Source organism: Actinopolymorpha alba DSM 45243 (genome assembly GCF_000373925.1).
GTDB lineage: Bacteria > Actinomycetota > Actinomycetes > Propionibacteriales > Actinopolymorphaceae > Actinopolymorpha > Actinopolymorpha alba.
The window spans coordinates 265,543-283,779 of the sequence record NZ_KB892707.1; the positions used below are offsets into that span (position 1 = coordinate 265,543).

General features: G+C 67.7%; 16 protein-coding genes. 7 read left to right on the top strand and 9 right to left on the bottom strand.

Annotation, left to right across the window (positions count from 1 at the left end; genetic code table 11):
* Positions 1 to 16: 16 nt before the first annotated feature.
* Positions 17 to 556, bottom strand: coding sequence for an RAD23 family protein (locus B141_RS0101165; protein WP_020573333.1), 540 nt, complete (start codon positions 554 to 556; stop codon positions 17 to 19).
* Between the two features lie 363 nt (positions 557 to 919).
* On the opposite strand from B141_RS0101165, the gene B141_RS0101170 reads away from it, so the two are divergent.
* From B141_RS0101170 to B141_RS0101190, 5 genes are all read left to right on the top strand, one after another.
* Positions 920 to 1,921, top strand: a complete 1,002-nt coding sequence (locus tag B141_RS0101170) for a carbohydrate kinase family protein (RefSeq protein WP_020573334.1) — start codon at positions 920 to 922, stop codon at positions 1,919 to 1,921.
* Positions 1,922 to 2,149: 228 nt separating this feature from the next.
* Positions 2,150 to 2,980 (top strand): aa3-type cytochrome oxidase subunit II, encoded by an 831-nt coding sequence (ctaC, locus tag B141_RS38365; protein ID WP_157180726.1) that lies wholly within the window; start codon positions 2,150 to 2,152, stop codon positions 2,978 to 2,980.
* Positions 2,977 to 4,755 carry an aa3-type cytochrome oxidase subunit I gene (ctaD, locus tag B141_RS0101180; protein ID WP_020573336.1) on the top strand — a complete coding sequence of 593 codons (1,779 nt, stop codon included), beginning with the start codon at positions 2,977 to 2,979 and terminating at the stop codon, positions 4,753 to 4,755. The genes ctaC and ctaD overlap by 4 nt, the downstream gene beginning before the upstream one ends.
* Positions 4,752 to 5,147 carry a cytochrome c oxidase subunit 4 gene (locus B141_RS0101185; protein ID WP_020573337.1) on the top strand — a complete coding sequence of 132 codons (396 nt, stop codon included), beginning with the start codon at positions 4,752 to 4,754 and terminating at the stop codon, positions 5,145 to 5,147. Before ctaD ends, B141_RS0101185 begins: the two co-directional genes overlap by 4 nt.
* A gap of 150 nt (positions 5,148 to 5,297) precedes the next feature.
* The gene (locus B141_RS0101190) at positions 5,298 to 6,527 is read left to right on the top strand and encodes a L,D-transpeptidase (protein ID WP_026256789.1); all 1,230 of its coding nucleotides are present in this window, start codon (positions 5,298 to 5,300) and stop codon (positions 6,525 to 6,527) included.
* A 778-nt stretch (positions 6,528 to 7,305) separates the two neighbouring features.
* On the opposite strand, the gene qcrB is transcribed toward B141_RS0101190, so the two are convergent.
* The 4 genes from qcrB to ctaE form a co-directional block, all read right to left on the bottom strand.
* The gene (qcrB, locus tag B141_RS0101195) at positions 7,306 to 8,997 is read right to left on the bottom strand and encodes a cytochrome bc1 complex cytochrome b subunit (RefSeq protein ID WP_020573339.1); all 1,692 of its coding nucleotides are present in this window, start codon (positions 8,995 to 8,997) and stop codon (positions 7,306 to 7,308) included.
* Positions 8,994 to 10,022 carry a cytochrome bc1 complex Rieske iron-sulfur subunit gene (gene qcrA, locus B141_RS0101200; RefSeq protein WP_020573340.1) on the bottom strand — a complete coding sequence of 343 codons (1,029 nt, stop codon included), beginning with the start codon at positions 10,020 to 10,022 and terminating at the stop codon, positions 8,994 to 8,996. Before qcrA ends, qcrB begins: the two co-directional genes overlap by 4 nt.
* Positions 10,019 to 10,840: a cytochrome bc1 complex diheme cytochrome c subunit gene (qcrC, locus tag B141_RS0101205; protein ID WP_040420331.1), complete on the bottom strand. Its 822-nt coding sequence runs from the start codon at positions 10,838 to 10,840 to the stop codon at positions 10,019 to 10,021. Before qcrC ends, qcrA begins: the two co-directional genes overlap by 4 nt.
* 112 nt (positions 10,841 to 10,952) lie before the next feature.
* Positions 10,953 to 11,600, bottom strand: a complete 648-nt coding sequence (ctaE, locus tag B141_RS0101210) for an aa3-type cytochrome oxidase subunit III (protein ID WP_026256792.1) — start codon at positions 11,598 to 11,600, stop codon at positions 10,953 to 10,955.
* 288 nt (positions 11,601 to 11,888) lie between these two features.
* Here ctaE and B141_RS0101215 point away from each other — a divergent pair, with 288 nt between their 5' ends.
* On the top strand, positions 11,889 to 12,344 hold the full coding sequence (locus B141_RS0101215; protein ID WP_020573343.1) for a response regulator: 456 nt from the start codon (positions 11,889 to 11,891) through the stop codon (positions 12,342 to 12,344).
* A 29-nt stretch (positions 12,345 to 12,373) separates the two neighbouring features.
* Entirely contained in the window at positions 12,374 to 13,417 is a 1,044-nt protein-coding gene (gene trpD / locus B141_RS0101220; protein WP_020573344.1) for an anthranilate phosphoribosyltransferase, read from the top strand.
* 313 nt (positions 13,418 to 13,730) lie between these two features.
* On the opposite strand, the gene B141_RS0101225 is transcribed toward trpD, so the two are convergent.
* The 4 genes from B141_RS0101225 to B141_RS0101245 all read right to left on the bottom strand — a co-directional run bounded on the left by B141_RS0101225 (position 13,731) and on the right by B141_RS0101245 (position 18,202).
* Positions 13,731 to 15,119 (bottom strand): DUF2510 domain-containing protein, encoded by a 1,389-nt coding sequence (locus B141_RS0101225; protein ID WP_084678032.1) that lies wholly within the window; start codon positions 15,117 to 15,119, stop codon positions 13,731 to 13,733.
* A gap of 26 nt (positions 15,120 to 15,145) precedes the next feature.
* Entirely contained in the window at positions 15,146 to 15,430 is a 285-nt protein-coding gene (locus B141_RS0101235; protein ID WP_020573346.1) for an Lrp/AsnC family transcriptional regulator, read from the bottom strand.
* A gap of 45 nt (positions 15,431 to 15,475) precedes the next feature.
* The gene (locus B141_RS0101240; RefSeq protein ID WP_040420333.1) at positions 15,476 to 17,281 is read right to left on the bottom strand and encodes a DEDD exonuclease domain-containing protein; all 1,806 of its coding nucleotides are present in this window, start codon (positions 17,279 to 17,281) and stop codon (positions 15,476 to 15,478) included.
* A gap of 159 nt (positions 17,282 to 17,440) precedes the next feature.
* Positions 17,441 to 18,202 carry a class I SAM-dependent methyltransferase gene (locus B141_RS0101245; protein ID WP_020573348.1) on the bottom strand — a complete coding sequence of 254 codons (762 nt, stop codon included), beginning with the start codon at positions 18,200 to 18,202 and terminating at the stop codon, positions 17,441 to 17,443.
* Positions 18,203 to 18,237: the final 35 nt, after the last annotated feature.

Below are 18,237 nucleotides of genomic sequence, written 5' to 3' on the forward strand. Positions count from 1 at the left end.
GGGCGATGGCGACGGGTCAGCTGGTGACCTTGACCACCTTGCCGGAGGAGCCGTCGACGACGGTCCGGTCGCCCAAGGGGCGGTCAAGACGGACCGTCGTGGACTTGTCCTGGATGACCTGGACGCAGCTGAGCTTCTGGTCAGACGGCTGGGGCTTGCGCCGGTGGAGCGAGATGGTTACGGCGTCAGCACGCTGGTCGACCTTGGCCTCGCGGAGGCCAGGGGCGCACGGGGTCGACAGTGTGTAGCTGACCGTGAGGGTCTGGCCTGACTTGGCTCCGGTCACGGCGCTGATCGGGATCAGCGGCGACCAGGTCCCGTCATCCGGCGGCGCGGCGGGCGGCATGCCCGGAACCGTCTTCTTGTCCGACTCGGAAGGGACCGGCCCAGCGGTGGGTGAGCCCGTGGGCGTGCCCGCCTCAGTTGGGGACGCGGTGGCCGACGGCTCGGGCGTACCCCCGGATCCGACGGTCACCTCCGCGCCACACGACATGAGCAGGAGGCCGGCGGACACGAGCGCGGCTGCCCTGAGGAGATGGGTGGCGCGAGGCTTCATGGCTGCCTCCAGCAGGTCGATCGCCGACAGTTCAAGGAACGTACGCCAGGTGAGACGCGGTCGCCTGAACGCGGGTTCCGAGGGGTTGCGGCGCTCGCTGAATGATCACGTATACGTGGTCATTACCAGCTTCACGTGGTGTCGACACCATGTGAGGCATGCAATGACCACGTATACGTGGTCATTCAGGCCGCCACACTGAGCTGCCGGTTGTCCCGGTCGCGCCCGCTGCCTGGGTATGGTGGCCGCACCCCGGTTGGCCCGGATGACGAGGACCAGGTTGTCCATGGCACCGGCCGGCGTGGCCAGACCCGCCGCCTCACCGTTCCGTCCCACCACGTACCCACATGAAGGGCGCATCCTGTGCGAATCGCGGTCACCGGATCGATTGCCACCGACCATCTCATGACGTTCGACGGCAAGTTCCGCGACTCCCTGGTTGTTGACCAGCTCGACAAGATCTCGCTGTCCTTCCTGGTCGAGGAACTCGAGGTGCGGCGCGGCGGCTGTGCGGCCAACATCGCCTTCGGCATGGCCTGCCTCGGCCTGCGGCCGGTGCTCGTCGGCGCCGTGGGCCAGGACTTCGACGACTACCGCGCGTGGTTGGAACGCCACGGCGTCGACTGTGACAGCATCCACGTCTCCGAGCTCAAGCACACGGCGCGGTTCGTGTGTACGACGGACTCGACGCACGCCCAGATCGCGACCTTCTACACCGGTGCGATGGCCGAGGCCCGTCAGATCGAGCTGGCTCCGGTCGCGGCCCGGATGGGCGGGCTCGACCTGGTGGTGGTCGGCCCCAACGATCCGGCGGCGATGGTCCGGCACACCGAGGAGTGCCAGAGCAAGGGGTACGCCTTCGCCGCGGACCCGTCCCAGCAGCTCGCCTGGTCCGATGGTGACCTGATCCGGTCGCTCCTCGACGGTGCGACGTACTTCTTCTCGAATGAGTACGAAGCCGCTCTGACAGAGCAGAAGACCGGCTGGTCCGCCGACGAGATCCTCTCCCGCGTCCAGGTCCGTATCACCACACTGGGTGCCAAGGGGGTCCGTATCGACCGCAAGGGGGAGCCGCCGATCCAGGTTGGCTGCCCGCCTGAGGAGCGCAAGGCTGATCCGACCGGCGTCGGCGACGGCTTCCGGGCCGGCTTCCTCGCGGGGATCGGCTGGGGCCTCAGCATGGAGCGGGCGGCACAGGTGGGATGTCTGCTCGCGACCCACGTCATCGAGACGACGGGGACGCAGGAGTACGCCCTCCTGCCGGCGACGTTCCTGACCCGCCTGGCACAGGCGTACGGCGACAGTGCGGCGACCGACGTCGAGGCCCTCCTGCTCCACCGGCCGGCCGAGCCGGAGCTCGGGTAGGGCTGTGGGCACGCCCGAGGGCGCGACGCGCCGCACCCGCCGTGCGGTGGGGTGCGTCACCGAGCCGGGGAGTCCTCCGAGTAGGGTTCTGTCGCTGATACGAGGTTGCATCGCGGTCCGCCGGACAGTCCCGACTGTCGGTGACGTGCGGGTCCGAAGGGAGAAAGGCATCCCGTGAGGTCGAACGCTGGCGAACGCTCGCCACGCCGTGTCCTACGCAGGGCCTCCGTGGCGTCTCTTGCGGGGTTCGTGGTGCTGCTGGCGAGCGGGTGCTCCGCCCAGGAGCTTGATACGTGGAAGCGTGTCGGCATGCCGCCCCCGGCCAGTGACCGGGCCACCCACACGCTGAGCCTGTGGCAGGGAGCCTGGATCGCCGCGCTGGCCGTCGGCGTGCTCGTGTGGGGACTCATCATCTGGGCGGTCATCGCCTACCGCCGCCGTGACGACTCGGTCCCGCCCCAGACGCGCTACCACCTGCCGATCGAGATCCTCTACTCCGCGGTCCCGTTTGTCATCATCGCGGTGCTCTTCTACTTCACGATCCGCGACCAGAACGCCATCCTGAAGGTCGACAAGGAGCACCCGCCGGCCAACGTCGTCAACGTCATCGGCCAGCAGTGGAGCTGGACCTTCAACTACCTCGAGAACCCCGAGGTCGGCACCACGGTCTGGGAGACCGGGACGCCTGGGGAGCTCCCGACGCTCTATCTCCCGGTCGGTGAGAAGGTCGGGTTCAAGCTGAACTCCCCGGATGTCATCCACTCGTTCTTCGTCCCGGCGTTCCTGTTCAAGCTGGACGTCATTCCGGGCAAGGAAAACTACTTCGAGCTCACCCCCACCAAGGAGGGCGAGTTCGCCGGCAAGTGTGCGGAGCTGTGTGGCGTACTCCACTCGCGGATGCTCTTCACGGTGCACGTGGTGAGCAAGCAGGAGTACATCGCCCACCTCAGGGAGCTCAAGGCCAAGGGACAGACCGGTGAGGTCACCGGAGGCGCGCATTCGACGACCCAGCAGGGCCTCGAATCCGGGAGCCGTGCTGCTGAGGGAGTGACCAAGTGACGATTCTCGGCGAACGCCCGGCGACGACCGCGGTCGGCGCCGCTCCCCAACGGAAGCGGTCCGCTGGCCGGATCCTGGTCTCGTGGATCACGAGCACCGATCACAAGGTCATCGGGAACCTCTACCTCATCACGTCCTTCGCGTTCTTCCTCGTCGGTGGGCTGATGGCCCTCCTCATGCGGTCGGAGCTGGCGCGACCGGGCATGCAGGTCCTCGGCCAGGCCAAGGGTGAGGAGATCTTCAACCAGCTCTTCACGATGCACGGCACGATCATGCTGTTCCTCTTCGCGACCCCGCTCTTCGTGGGCTTCGCGAACGTGATCATGCCGCTGCAGATCGGGTCGCCCGACGTGGCGTTCCCGCGGCTCAACATGTTCAGCTACTGGCTGTTCCTGCTGGGCGGTCTCATCGTGCTGTCGGGGTTCCTCGCGCCGGGCGGTGCGGCCGACTTCGGCTGGACCGGCTACGCGCCCCTGTCCGACGCGGTCCGGTCACCGGGCGTCGGTGGTGACCTGTGGGTCATGGGCCTTTATCTCTCGGGTCTTGGCACCATCCTCGGCGCGGTCAACTTCGTCACGACGATCTTCTGCATGCGGGCGCCGGGCATGACGATGTTCCGGATGCCGATCTTCACCTGGAACATCCTCGTGACGAGCGTGCTCGTGCTGATCGCCTTCCCGATCCTGGCGGGTGCGCTGCTGGCGCTGGAGGCCGACCGGCTGTTCGGTGCCCACATCTTCGACCCGGCCAACGGCGGGCCGTTGCTGTGGCAGCACCTGTTCTGGTTCTTCGGTCACCCCGAGGTCTACATCATCGCGTTGCCGTTCTTCGGCATCATCACCGAGATCCTGCCGGTGTTCAGCCGCAAGCCGTTGTTCGGCTACATCGGCATGATCATCGCCACCATGGGGATCGCGGCCCTGTCCGTGGCGGTGTGGGCCCACCACATGTTCGTGACGGGAAGCGTCAACCTACCGTTCTTCTCGTTCATGACGTTCCTCATCGCCGTACCAACCGGCATCAAGTTCTTCAACTGGATCGGCACGATGTGGCGGGGGTCGTTGACCTTCGAGACACCGATGCTGTGGTCGGTCGGCTTCCTGGTGACCTTCCTGTTCGGCGGTCTCACGGGCGTCATCCTCGCCTCGCCACCGCTGGACTTCCACGTCAGCGACACTTACTTCGTGGTGGCCCACTTCCACTACGTGGTCTTCGGCACGGTGGTGTTCGCGATGTTCGCGGGCTTCTACTTCTGGTGGCCGAAGATGACCGGGCGGATGCTCAACGAGCGGCTCGGCAAGATCCACTTCTGGACGCTGTTCTTCGGCTTCCACCTGACGTTCATGGTCCAGCACTGGCTCGGTGTCGAGGGCATGCCGCGCCGGTACGCCGACTACATGGTGAGCGACGGTTACACCACCCTCAACACCGTGTCGACCGTGGGCGCCTTCCTGCTCGGCATGTCGACGTTGCCCTTCCTGCTCAACGTCTTCCAGTCGTTCCGGAGCCCGAAGGTCGAGGTCGATGACCCGTGGGGTTGGGGCCGCTCGCTGGAGTGGGCGACCTCATCGCCGCCACCACGCCACAACTTCACGTCGATCCCGCGGGTGCGGTCGGAGAGTCCGGCGTTCGACCTCCACCACCCCGAGATCGCGTTCGGCGAACTCGTCACGGCTCCGGTGGGAGCCGGCGTCGCCGACGCTCCGGACCTGTCGGGTCGCCGTGAGCATGTGCAAGAGACGATCTCGAACGAGAAGCGGGAGGACCGTTCGTGAAGGTCGAGGGGATCATCTTTGTGATCCTGGCTGCGTTCTTCGTGATCGTCACGCCGGTTTACTGGTTCCTGTCGTACGACCCGACGGGCACCAGCGCGCTGGTCCTGACCACGTTGCTCGCCCTGCTCATCGCGTTCTACGCGCTGCTGACGGCACGGCGGATCGGGCCACGTCCCGAAGACCGCAAGGACGCTGAGATCGAGGAGGGTGCGGGGGAGGTCGGCTTCTTCAGCCCGTACAGCTGGTGGCCGCTGTTCTGTGCCCTGTCGCTCGCGGTGTGTGTGTTGGGCATCGTGTTCGGCTGGTGGTTGTTCCTCATCGGCGCGGGCTTCGGCACGGTGTCGGTGTTGGGCTTCGTCTTCGAGTACTACCGAGGCGAGCACGCACACTGACCGTCACCGTTCATGACGTGTGAGTGGTCTTTTCTTTGACGTAGATCGGCATGCAACTTCTTTGGGGCAGGGGGCGTCCTTCAAGCGAAGGATTGCCTTCATGAGGGGATTGCGCAGGCCTGACCAGGCCCGCCGACACAGGGAGTCAAGATGGGACGACGGGGGCGCTCGGCATCACGGCCGCGTGTCATGGGCTTCCTTGCCGCCTTGGTGGCCGTGGCCTTGTTGGCCGGCTGCCAGGCGGAGTCGGGGGGGACGCCGATCGAGGCGAACGCGAATCCGGGACGGGGTAACAACAAGGGGGCCGTCGCGACCCCCAGCAAGACACCGACGCCTGCCGCCCGGATCGCGGTGGCGCCAGCGAAGGACGCTGCCGACATCAAGCTCGACTCCAAGGTCGAGGTGACGGCATCGGGCGGCACGCTCACCAAGGTTGAGGTGACCACCCAGACGGGCGCTGAGCTCGAGGGCGGCGTGGGCGACGGTGGCACCACCTGGACCGCCACCGAAGAGCTGGTCCCGAGCACTACGTACAACGTCGAGGCCGAGGCGGTTAACGCCGACGGGCAGCGCACCACGGCTAGCCAGACGTTCACCACCGCGGGTCCGGAGAAGGTCCTCGGCACCGACATCATGCCGCTCAACGGCAGCACCGTCGGCGTGGGGATGCCGATCGTCGTGAAGTTCACCCAGTCCGTCAAGGACAGGGCCGCGGTTGAGGAGCGGCTCGTTGTGGAGACCTCCAAGCCGGTCGAGGGTTCCTGGCATTGGTTCAACTCGCGCGAGGTCCACTACCGCCCCAAGACCTACTGGCCCAGCCACACCGAGGTGACCCTCAACGTCAACACCAAGGGCGTCAACGCCGGTGACGGCGCGTGGGGGATCAAGGACAAGGTCCGTAAGTTCACCGTAGGTCGCTCCGTCGTCAGCAAGGTGAACCTCAAGAACCACAAGATGAAGGTCTACGTTGACGGCAAGCTTGCCCGCACCATCCCGGTGACCGGCGGCATGGACGGCTGGGAGACCCGGAGCGGCACCAAGGTCATCCTCGAGAAGCGCACCAACGTGCTCTTCCGGAACGAAGCGATCGGTGAGCGCGAGCATTACCGGCTGACGTCGAAGTGGGCGCTGCGGGTGACGTGGAGTGGTGAGTTCCTTCACACTGCCGCCTGGTCCACCGGTGCTCAGGGCAACTCCAACGTCAGCCACGGCTGCATCGGCATGAACACCGCTAACTCCGACTGGCTGTGGCACAACTCAAAGGTCGGCGATCCGGTCGAGACGACCGGCACCAAGGTTCGCATGCCAATCTACGGCAACGGCTTTGGCGACTGGAACATGTCGTGGGGTGCGTGGAAGGCCGGTAGCGCGCTGAAGTAGGCGCTCTGATCGGCGTGATTGGTGCTTGGGCCCGGGCGAGCTGGCGGACAGCGCGCCCGGGCCCTGAGCATGTGCCAGCGACTTCGAAGCTTGTGCGCCGTCGACGGGCCTGTCCGGTAGATCCGGCTTCCTGGTGGGGGCCTGCCCCGTAATGATCACGTATACGTGGTCATTACGGGCTTCACATGGCATGGACGCCATGCAAAGCAGGTGCTAGCCGTGTGAAGTACCCGCCGGTGTACACGATGTGAGACAACGCCTGGATTGATCAGAGTGTGAGACGAGGCTCGCGCGGGTTCCGGTTGTCGTTAGTTGTCACCGCTCACCTCACCGGCCAGCCACCACCTCACAAAGCACCAGGCCGCTCCTCATCCACAACGGCCAGGCAAACCCCAGGACCTCAACGAAGATCTACGGGACACGCCCCAGCCCGGCTGACGGCTCTGACGGGCTCTGAACCCGGGGTGGCTGGGTGCCGTACGACTTTCCGAAGGTGCCCCCGTGTCGTCGACACCCCCGCGCAGATCGGTGCCGTTCCTTCGGACAACTCCTCGGCACAGCTAGGCCGTTCATGATCAAGTCCGAGAAGCTGTTCACCGAACCGGCCTGGAATGAACAGTTTCTCGGACTTGATCATGAACCAACCCGCCGGCGCCCGGCCTGCCGTGACGGGGCCAGAGGCGGGAGAGCCCTGGATGCCAAGCGCACAAACGAATCGGGTGCCGCGACCAACCATCGTGGTCGCGGCACCCGATAGGAGCCAGGAAGCTCAGTCGCTCTAGGTCGGGGTCTTGCCGCTGCCGGCGCCGACCTCCGGCCGGTGCGCCTCGGACTCGCCAGCTTCGAGCTCGCCGTGCCCGTCGTCGTGCCCATGACCGTGCGTGTGCGCCGCTTCGAGCTCTCCCGCGGTCGGCTTCTGCACCGCGTCACCGAACCAGAAGCGGGACACCCGTGCCCGCAGGCGGAGGATCCGGCGGTTGGGGGCCTCGACGCCGTTGTGGTCGACGCCGGCGCCGATGTCGAGCGGCTCCTGCCGGTCGTGGGCGGCCAGCTCGTAGGCCTGCTCCATCGGCAGCGGCTTGTGCACCTCGATGAACTCACCGTGGGGCAGCCGCATGACGATGCCGCTTTCCGTGCCGTGGAGCAGCTTGTCACGGTCACGGCGCTGTAGGCCGATGCAGATCCGCTTCGTGATCATGAAGGCGATCACCGGCCCGATGAAGATCGCGATACGGAGGAACCAGGTGATGTCGTTGATCGCGAGGTGGAACGTGGTCGCGATGATGTCGTTGCCGCCGCCGATCCACAGCAGGCCGTAGAAGGTCATGCCAGCGACACCGAACCCCGTCCGGGTGGGCTGGTTACGGGGCTTGTCGAGGAGGTGGTGCTCACGGTTGTCGCCGGTGACCCAACGTTCGATGAACGGGTAGATCGACATAACGACGGCGAGCAGACCGAGGAGACCGACGCCTGGAATGAAGATGTTCCAGCTGATCGTGAAGCCGGCTATGTGGGTCTCCCAGTTGGGCATGATCCGCAGACCGCCCTCGACCCAGCCCATGTACCAGTCGGGCTGCGTGCCAGCGCCCACCTGGGCGGCGTTGTACGGACCGTAGATCCAGACCGGGTTGAGCTGGAACAACGCGCCCATGAGGGCGGTCACGCCGAAGACGATGAAGAAGAATCCGCCGGCCTTCGCCATGTAGACCGGCATCAGCGGATAGCCGACGACGTTCTTGTTGGTACGTCCTGAGCCGGTGTGCTGCGTGTGCTTGTGGTAGACGACCAGCCCGATGTGGGCGGCGACCAGGGCGAGGATCAACCCTGGCAGCAACAGGATGTGGATGGGGTAGAGCCGCGGGATGATCGCGTCGCCGGGGAACTCGCCGCCGAAGAGGAAGAACGACACGTAGGTGCCGACCACCGGAACCGACCGGATCAGACCCTCGACGAAGCGAAGGCCGGTGCCCGACAGCAGGTCGTCGGGCAGGGAGTAGCCGGTGAAGCCCTCGATCAGGCCGAGCTGCAGCAGGATCGTGCCGATCAGCCAGTTGATCTCGCGCGGCTTACGGAATGCGCCGGTGAAGAAGACCCGGAGCATGTGGATGGTCATCGCCCCGATGAACAGCATCGCCGCCCAGTGGTGGATCTGCCGCATCAGGAGACCGCCGCGGACGCTGAACGAGATATCCAGCGTCGACGCGAACGCCTCCGACATGTGCAGGCCCTGCATCGGGCCGTAGGCGCCGTTGTAGACGATCTCCTGCATGCTCGGCTTGAACCACAGGGTGAGGAACGTGCCGGACAACAACAGGACGATGAAGCTGTAGAGCGCGATCTCGCCCAGGAGGAACGACCAGTGGTCGGGGAAGACCTTGCGGAGGTTGCTCTTGACCAGCTTCGCGAGGCCTACCCGCTCGTCGAGGAATTCCAGCGGTGCGCTGACCGCCTTCGGTGTGGCGCTGCTCATCCGCGCTCCCAGTAGCTCGGTCCGACCGGCTCGGTGAAGTCGCTCTGCGCCACGAGGTACCCGTCGGCGTCAACCATGATCGGCAGCTGAGGCAGGGACCGCGCGGCGGGTCCGAAGACCACCCGACCGTTGTCGGCGAGGTCGAAGGTCGACTGGTGGCATGGGCACAGAACGTGGCGGGTGACCCGCTCGTAGAGGTTGACCGGGCAGCCCACGTGGGTGCAGACCTTGGAGTAGCAGAGGATCCCGCCCACGCCCCAGTTCTTGCGGTTGGGGAGGGCACGAATCTGGTTCTCCTCCATCCGCACCAGGATCACCGAGGCCTTCGCTCGGGCGTTGTTGCGCTCCTTGCCCTCAGGCAGATCCTCCAACGTGAGGGGTACGGCGTTGACCAGCTGGCCGAGCTCGAGGTCCTCTGGGCGCAGCAGCTTGAACGTCACGTCGTTGGCGATCCGGGTGCCCCGGCGCCAGATCGTGTGGGCGGACTTGTTACCCGGCAGCGGCCCAAGGTCGGCCAGCAGGATGATCGGCGCGATCCCCAGCGTGGCGACGGCGCCGATGAGGGTACGCCGGATCAGGGTGCGACGCCCGATGCCGCTCTCGTCCGCACCCTGCCGGACCACCGCGATCGCCTCGGCGCGGTCCTGCTCGGAGGAGCTGGAGGAGTGGCGTTCCTCGACGATCTCGTGGTCGTCCATGAGCCTCCGCGCCCACTGGACCGCGCCCACGCCGATGAAGAGCAGGGCGAGGCCGAGGGTGCTGCCGAGGGCGAGGTTGGACGCGCCGAAGCCCAGGAACGCCGCGTGGCGGGGGACGACCAGGTAGGCGACCACGAACGCGATGATCAGCAGAGCAGCGAGCCCGAACAACGTGGCGACCTGGCGTTCGGCCCGCTTGGCCGCCTGCTCGTCGACGTCGGTGAGACGGGGCTCGTGCGGTGGGAGACCGGGGTCTGGGATCGGATCGCCGGCGCCGCTGGCGTCGGGGATCGCGACCTCGCCGTGAGAGCTGAGATCGCTACTCATTTGCCCTTGACTCCCTTCACCTTCTGACCCCTGGACGCGATCCATACGGTGATGATGACGAGCGAACCAATGCCGACGATCCAGGTGGCGAGCCCTTCGGTGACCGGACCCAGCCCGCCAAGGCCAAACCCGCCGCGGCTTGGTTCGGTCTTGAGCGCCTCGAGATACCCGATGATCTTCCGCTTGTCGTCCGGCGTGATCACCGCTTCGGAGAACACCGGCATCTGCTGCGGGCCGGTGAGCATTGCTTCGTAGATGTGCCGCGGGCTACTGCCGGTGAGGTTGGGTGCGTACTTGCCCCACGTCAGCGCGCCGCCCTTGCCGGCCACGTTGTGGCAGGACGCGCAGTTGGTACGGAACAGCTCGCCGCCTTCGGCGATCTCCGCGTCCGTGAGGTCGGACGTGTTGAGCTGTTCCTTGCTGGGCACCGACGGGCCCGGGCCGAGCGACGCGACGTACGCCGACAGCGCGGCGATCTCCTCGTCGCTGAAGACGACCTTCTTGGGCGGGATCTGCGCACCGGGCTGCTGGGCCGGCATCCGACCCGTGCCCACCTGGAAGTCGACGGCGGCGGCACCCACACCGATGAGGGTGGGTCCTTCGTTCGTCCCCTGGGCGTTGAGCCCGTGGCAGGACGAGCAACTCACCGCGAAAAGCTTGCGGCCCTCCTCGATCTGTGTTGCCTGCGCGGCGTCCGCCGAAGCTTTCGACGACGGCGAAGCCAAGGCATAGGCGCCACCGAACGCCCCGAGGGCGATCATGACGACGACAGCACCGGCGAAGCGATGGCGCCGCCGGGCTGAGAGGACTGCGCTGATCCGGGAACCAACCCGAATCCCGCCAGTGTTCAACCGGGGGCGACCCCGGTCCCCGCCAGTGTTCAACCGGGAACGACCCCGGACCCCGAAGCGCACGTCTGCCGGCTCCGTCCTACTTAATGAGATAGATGGTCGCGAAAAGCCCGATCCACACGACGTCCACGAAGTGCCAGTAATAGGACACGACGATCGCGCTGACCGCCTGCTCGTGGGTGAACCGCTGAGTCATGAAGGTGCGGCCGAGAACGAGCAGGAAGGCGAGAAGACCGCCGGTCACGTGCAGGCCGTGGAACCCGGTCGTGAGGAAGAACACCGAGCCGTACGCGGTCGAGGAGAGCGTCACGCCCTCGGAGAACAGTTCGGCGTACTCGTAGGTCTGACCGCCGATGAAGAACGCCCCCATCACGTAGGTGAGGACGAACCACTCCCGCATGCCCCAGTTCGCGGGATTCAGCAGGCTGCCCTCGCGACCCACCTGGCCACGCTCGGCGGCAAAGACCCCCATCTGGCACGTCACGGACGACAGCACCAGCACCGTCGTGTTGACGAACGCGAAGGGGACGTTGAGCTTCGCGGTCTCCTGCGCCCACAACTCCGGCGAAACCGCGCGGATCGTGAAATAGGACGCGAAGAGCGCGGCGAAGAACATGAGCTCGCTTGCGAGCCAGACAATCGTCCCGACACTGACCATCGACGGTCGGTTGGGATGGCCGTGGAAGCGAGCGGTTGGCTCTACGGTTGCTGTCGCCACGTCGGCCATTATGTCGGTCGGCGGGGGACGACTCGGGGGGACCCCCAAAGCCGTGGCGTGCCGCGCAGAAGGTTCGTACCTCATCGCTGTGCCGATACCTCGCAACCTCGAGCTCACCAGAGCGGCGGCGCGGGCTGGCGCCGGTACTCCCTAGACGACGTCGAGGCGCCGTATGTGACGTGGAACCACGGCCGCGGCCGGTGGCGGCCGGCCAGCGTGCGGGGGTGACCCGAGCGGTAGCATCACGGCGGTACGTCGTTCGATGCCCGCCCACACACCCTCGCCGAGGACATGCCGATGAGCGCTGAAAACACCGCGTCCCCCAACGGCTCCAGCTCCGGGGACTCCACTGGTCCCCTCCGGGTCCTCGTCTACTCCGACGACCGCAACACCCGTGACAAGGTGAAGTTCGGAATCGGCAAGCGTCCCGAGCGGGATCTACCGCCGGTGGAGTTCCTCGAGTGCGCGACCCAGCCCGCGGTCCTCAAGGCGCTCGATGCTGGCGGGATCGACGTGGTCATCCTCGACGGCGAGGCGGTGCCGGCGGGTGGGATGGGACTCGCTCGCCAGTTGAAGGACGAGATCTTCCACTGCCCGCCGATCCTGGTCCTCACCGGCCGGGTCCAGGACGCCTGGCTGGCCACCTGGTCGCGAGCCGACGCCGCGGTGCCCTACCCCCTCGACCCGGTGGCGCTGTGCCGGACGACCGTCACGCTGGCCCGCAAGCGGCTCGCGGCCTCGTCGGCACGCTGAGCCGTCGCCCCACCCTTCTGGAGGCCGAGATGGCGGACCAGCCCGCCCTCCTCACCTGGACGCATGTGCTCGGCGCGTTGCTGCGCCGTGAAGATCTCAGTGTCGAGCAGGCGACCTGGGCGATGGGTGAGATCCTCAGCGGTGAGGTGACACCTGTGCGGATCGCGGGCTTCGCCGTCGCTCTGCGGGTGAAGGGCGAGACCGTCGAGGAGCTCGACGGGTTCGTACGCGCGATGTACGCGCAGGCCAGGACGATCGAGGTCCCCGGACGCACCGTCGACGTCGTGGGCACTGGTGGTGACGGCGCTCACACGGTCAACATCTCGACGATGGCGGCGCTGGTCGTCGCCGGCGCGGGGGCGCGGGTCGTCAAGCACGGCGGCCGAAGCGCTTCGTCCCTGTGTGGTGCGGCCGACCTGGTGGAGTCCCTGGGGATCCCTCTCGACCTCGAGCCCGCGCGAGTCGCCGAGATCGGCAGCGAGGTCGGCATCACGTTCTGCTTCGCTCCTCGCTTCCACGCTGCGATGCGCCACGCCTCGCAGGCACGCAGCGAGCTCGGCGTCCCCACGACGTTCAATCTGCTCGGCCCGATGTGCAACCCCGCGCGGCCGCAGGCCCAGGCGGTCGGCGTGGCTGACGCGCGGGTCGCGGGCATCATCGCCGGGGTGTTCGCCGCCCGCGGCGTGGAGGCGTTCGTGTTCCGCGGCGACGACGGACTCGACGAGCTGACCACGACGACCACCTCGCGGGTGTGGGTGGTGCAGGACGGCACGGTGAGTGAGGAACGCCTCGACCCGGCGGATCTCGGTATCCGTCCGGCGCCGGCCGACGCCCTGCGCGGCGGCGACGTCGCACACAACACGGAGGTGTGCCGGCGCCTGCTGGCCGGTGAGCGGGGACCTGTGCGTGACGCAGTGCTGCTCAACGCGGCAGCCGCATTGGCGGTCCACGACGCGGCTGACGCCCCGTTGGTGGAGCGGATCCGTACGGCGTACTCCCGGGTGGAGGCATCCGTGGACGAAGGACACGCCGCGGCCGTCCTCGACCGTTGGGTGCGCGCGGCCGCCAGCTAGGGCGTATCCCGTAGATCCGGCCTTCCGGTGAGGGCTGGCTCAGCCCCTAATGACCACGTATACGTGGTCATTAGGGGCTTCACATGGCATGGACGCCATGCAAGGCAGGTGCTAGCCATGTGAAGTACCCGCCAGGTGTACGCAATGTGAGACAACCCCCTGGATTGATCAGAGTGTGAGACGAGGCTCGAGCGGGTTCCACTCACCACTCACCCCACCGACCAGCCATCTCACATAGCTCTAGTCGGCACCGTGCCGTGTCCTCGGGGTCTGGCAGCGTCACACCGTGCTCCGCGGCGGCGCGTCATGACGGTCAGTTGACGACCTTCAGCGACTGGATCGCCTTCTCGATGTCCTGCTTGAGGGCGGGATTGGTGTCGGGCACCGACGCGACGAAGACGGCGCCGCTGCTGCCATTGCCGAGATCCACGACCACGAGATAGACGGTCTCCCCACGGGAGGTGAGGTCCGGGATCCGGTAGGCGAAATGCTGCCGGAGCAGGTGCGCCGGCCGACCGTCGATGGTGAGTGACCTGCTGGCTTCGGTGTCGCGGGTGACCTTGGCCCCCACGAAGCCTTCGCCCGCGAACCACTCGGCCGCGCCGTCGGCGCTTCGCGCGAGGTCCTTCGGGTCGAACCACCGGGGGTCGACGTCGCCGGTGGCGGCGAGCGCCACCCAGTTGTCCTTGCCGTTGTAACCCTCCTCGGTCACCCGCGCCTGGGCGTACCCGTTGGCTAGGAGGCCGGCCGCCCCGTCGTCCTCGATCCACGGGCTCGGTAGCGGCGTGAACCGGAGCCGCGGACCACCAGCAGGCGCGGGCCGATCCGGCGAAGGGCTGCTCGTCCGCGCGGGCGGACTGCTGGGGGAGGCCGATGTGGACGGCGCCGCTGACGGCGAACTCGACGGCGCGAGGCTCGGTGTGGGGGACGTCGAAGGAGCCGGCTGGTCCTCCTGGGTGGGAGTGGGGCTGGTGGTCGGGCTCGCGACGTTGCTGTCAGAGTCGCGGAAGAACGCCAGGTAGGCACCGCCCGCGGCGAGTACCGCGACCACGGCGACCGCGATCAGGACGACAACCAGCCGCCGCGAGCCATCCGGTGCGGGTGGCTCGCCGCCGGTGCTCAGGACCTCGGTCGGGCCGCTGGGCGGCGCGGAGTGCGACCAGGGGAGGTAACCCGGACCGGGCGCGCCAGGAGGCGGTGGTACCGAACCCGACGGCAGTCGCACGGACTGGTCAGCGCCCGAGGTGGCCGGTTGTGGCCGGCCGGCTTGCTGCCATCCGAGGTGCTCGCCCGCCGGATGCCGCCCGGGATGTTGGCCCGCGGGTGGTTGCCCACCGTACGGCTGCCCTCCGTACGGCTGCCCTCCGTACGGCTGCCCTCCGTACGGCTGCCCTCCGTACGGCTGCCCTCCGTACGGCTGACCGCCGGACTGTTGAGGCTCGGGAGGCGGAGCGGATCCGCCCTGGTGGGCTTCGCTGAGCGGTGCCGCCGATGCTGGGGGCTGCACGGCATCGGCTGGTCTGTCAACCGCGGCTTCGGAACTCTGGCCGGGCGGCACCACCGGGGCCGCATCGGCCGGTGCCGGCGCCGGTGAGGTCTGGTCGGAGGTCAGGGCCTGCGTCCACTGGCGACCGTCCCACCAGCGAAACGTGTCGGGCAGCCCCGAAGGGTCGACGTACCAACCAGGCCCCTTTTCGGTCATGCGCCACAGGGTAGAGGTGGTCTGTGTCAGGCGTCTGGCAGCCCGAGGCTGAACGCCGCTTCGAGGTCGTGCTGGGAGTAGGCCCGGAACGCGATGTGCGTCTCGGTCGCGAGCACGCCGGGCACCTTGTTGAGCCGGTCGGCGACGACGGTGGCGATCTCGTCGTGCTCGCGTACCCGGACCAGTGCGATCAGGTCGATCTCACCGGTCACGGAGTAGACCTCGCTCACGCCCTCGAGGGCGGCGATCTCCTCAGCCACCTCGGGGATGCGAGCGACATCTGCCTGGACGAACACGATCGCCGTGATCACGGTGCCTCCTTCGGGCGTACGACCGGACTGTGGTGGGACCAGCTCTCACCGCGCCGGCTGGTGGACGGGCCGCAGGCGCCTGCGGTCTTCGCAGGGTACGACGCCATCTCGTGCGGCGTACGCGGTGTCCAACCAGGCGGTGTGGGCCTGCGCACCGTCGACGGGGCAGCTCCACTCGCCGGCCAGCTCGACCAGGCGGACGCCGGGCTGCTCGAGCCAGGCGAGGATCCGCTCGGTCTCTTCGGCGGTCGCGGCCGGCTTGGGCGGCGGGGGCGCCTCGACCGTCTCAGCACCGGCCACGATGGTGTCGACTCCCGCGCGGGCGGGGTGGCCGGCTGGCACGACTCCGGCGGCGGCGAGCCGACCGTAGCGGATCACGTGGGCTTCCCAGCCGTCTTCGGGGGTACGGCGGGCGGCGACCACCTCGGGGCATCGGGCGAGTGCGCTCATCCGCTGGCTGCGGGCGGCGGCGCGGACGAAGGCGGCCATCCGGTCGCGGTGAACGATCGCCTCCTCGAACCGCGCGTCAGCGGTGAAGGCCCGGATCCGCCGGATCACCGCGTCGATGACCGGCTGCGGGTCTGTCGCGATCGCGGCCCGCACCGCCGTGACATGGGTGGCGTACGCCTCGACGTCGACCGCTCCGACGCAGGGGGCGACACACCGGCCCATCTCGGCGAGGACGCACGCGGAGCCGCCCCGCGGTGAACGGGCGAGCCGGCTCGTGCACTGCCGGATCGGGAAGGCTTCGTGCAGGGCGTTGACCGCCTGCTCGGCAACCCGCCGGGAACCGAACGGGCCGAGGTAGGTGGCGGCGTCGGCCTTGACGTCCCGGACGAGCGACAGGCGCGGGAAGGGCTCGACGGTGACCTTGAGCCAGGTGGCGCGTTCGGGAAAGCGGGACCGGCGGTTGTAGCGCGGCTTGTGCGTGGCGATGAGCCGGAGCTCACGCACCTCGGCCTCCAGCGGTGTCGCGCACTCGAGTCCGGTGACGTCGGCGGCGAGCCCCACCATCTCGCCCATCCGCGAACGGGTCTCGGACGCGGTGAAGTAGGTGCGGACCCGGGTGCGGAGGTCCTTGGACTTTCCGACGTACAGCACCCGCCCCCGGTCGTCGGTGAAGAGGTAGACACCGGGCACGTGCGGCAGCCTGTCAGCGAGGTGCCGCTTGCGGCGTTGGGCGGGCGTGACCCGGGAGCTGAACGTCGACAGCTCCTCCAGCGTCTGGACCCCGAGCGGGCCGAGGCGTTCGAACAACCCGTGGAGGACGTCGACGGTGGCCCGGGCATCGGCGAGTGCGCGGTGTTTCGGGGTCGTGCTCGACCGGAAAACCCGCGCGAGTGTGGCCAGCTTGCAGTCGGGCGTGTCGTCGCGGGTGAGCACCCGGCGAGCCAGCCGGGCGGTGTCGATGACCTCGAATGACGGCCACGGGCGGCCGTGTGCGGTCGCCGCCGCGCGCAGGAAGCCGACGTCGAAGGGGGCGTTGTGAGCGACGAGCACGCATCCCTCAGCGAACTGCAGGAACGCCGGGACCGCCTGGTCGACGGTGGGGGAGCTCGCCACCATCGCGTCGGTGATGCCGGTGAGCACGGCGATGAACGGCGGGATGGACGCGCCCGGGTTGACCAGCGTCTGGAACTCGCCGAGCACCTCACCCGACCGGACCTTCACGGCACCGATCTCGGTGATCTCCGAACTCTCTGGCGAGCCACCCGTGGTCTCCAGGTCGACGACGCAGAAGGTGACGTCGCGCAGAGGCGTGCCCAGCTCGTCGAAACTGGCCTGCACGCCGACGAGTGGGCCGGTGAGGGGCCTGCCCGGCGGGGACCCGGGAGTTACCTGCGCGGTCATGAAGTCGACGCTACGGGCGGCCACCGACAAGTCCTACGACCGACGCGCCGAGGTGGAGGCGGGGGTGGGCCCGGTCGGGCGAAGCCCGAGCGGGGCTGGAACCGCACAGTGGGGGTGGGGAGGTCTCAGGGGTGGGGGAGGTCTCAGGGTGGGGAGGTCTCAGCCGCGGCTGACGCGGATCTTGGACTGGCCGTGCGGACGTTTTTCCCAGTCCGCCATGAACCTGGCCTGCAGGCCATGGCGTTCGGCGAGCGTGACGAGGGTCTCGGTGCGGTAGTAGAAGTCCTCGTGGAGCACGTGATGCTCCCGGCCCTCGGTGCGGTCGAAGGTGAAGTCGAAGAAGCCGTCCGGAGCGAGCACCCGGCCGACGTGGGCGAAGCACTCCTCGATCACGTGGAGAGGGGAGTGGGAGAAGACGCTGTGGGCGTGGATGACGTTGAAGTAGGAGTCCGGCAGGAACGCGAAGGTCAGGTTACGGACCGGCGTGAGATGGGGCACCTTGTCCTGCAGGTCGTGCGTGGCGAGCGTCTCCGTCGCGGCGATGAGGATGTCGGGGGAGATGTCGAGGCCGTAATAGCGCCCCGGCTCGAGGTAGTCGATGAAGAGCCGGCCGGCCCGGAGGTTGCCGCATCCGATCTCCAGCATGCGATCGGTGGGCTTCAGGCCGTGCTCGAGGAGGTAGTCGAACTGCATCTTGCCCAGCGCGAGCCAGCGGTCGTGTGACTTGCTGCCCACCGCCGCCTCGGCGCTTCGTGAGGTGTCTGACTTCATCACGGCGCGGTAGTAGCTCACGTGGTCGCGGCTGCGCGCCCGCAGGATCAGGTCTCGGGCCAGCCGGCGGGCATACGGCGCGACCTTCGCGGGATTTCGGACGGCGTACTGAAGTTGGTACAGCAGGTTCGCGCGGTTCTTTGTCGTCACCCAGCGGATGTTAACCGGGCCGATACGCGCACCAC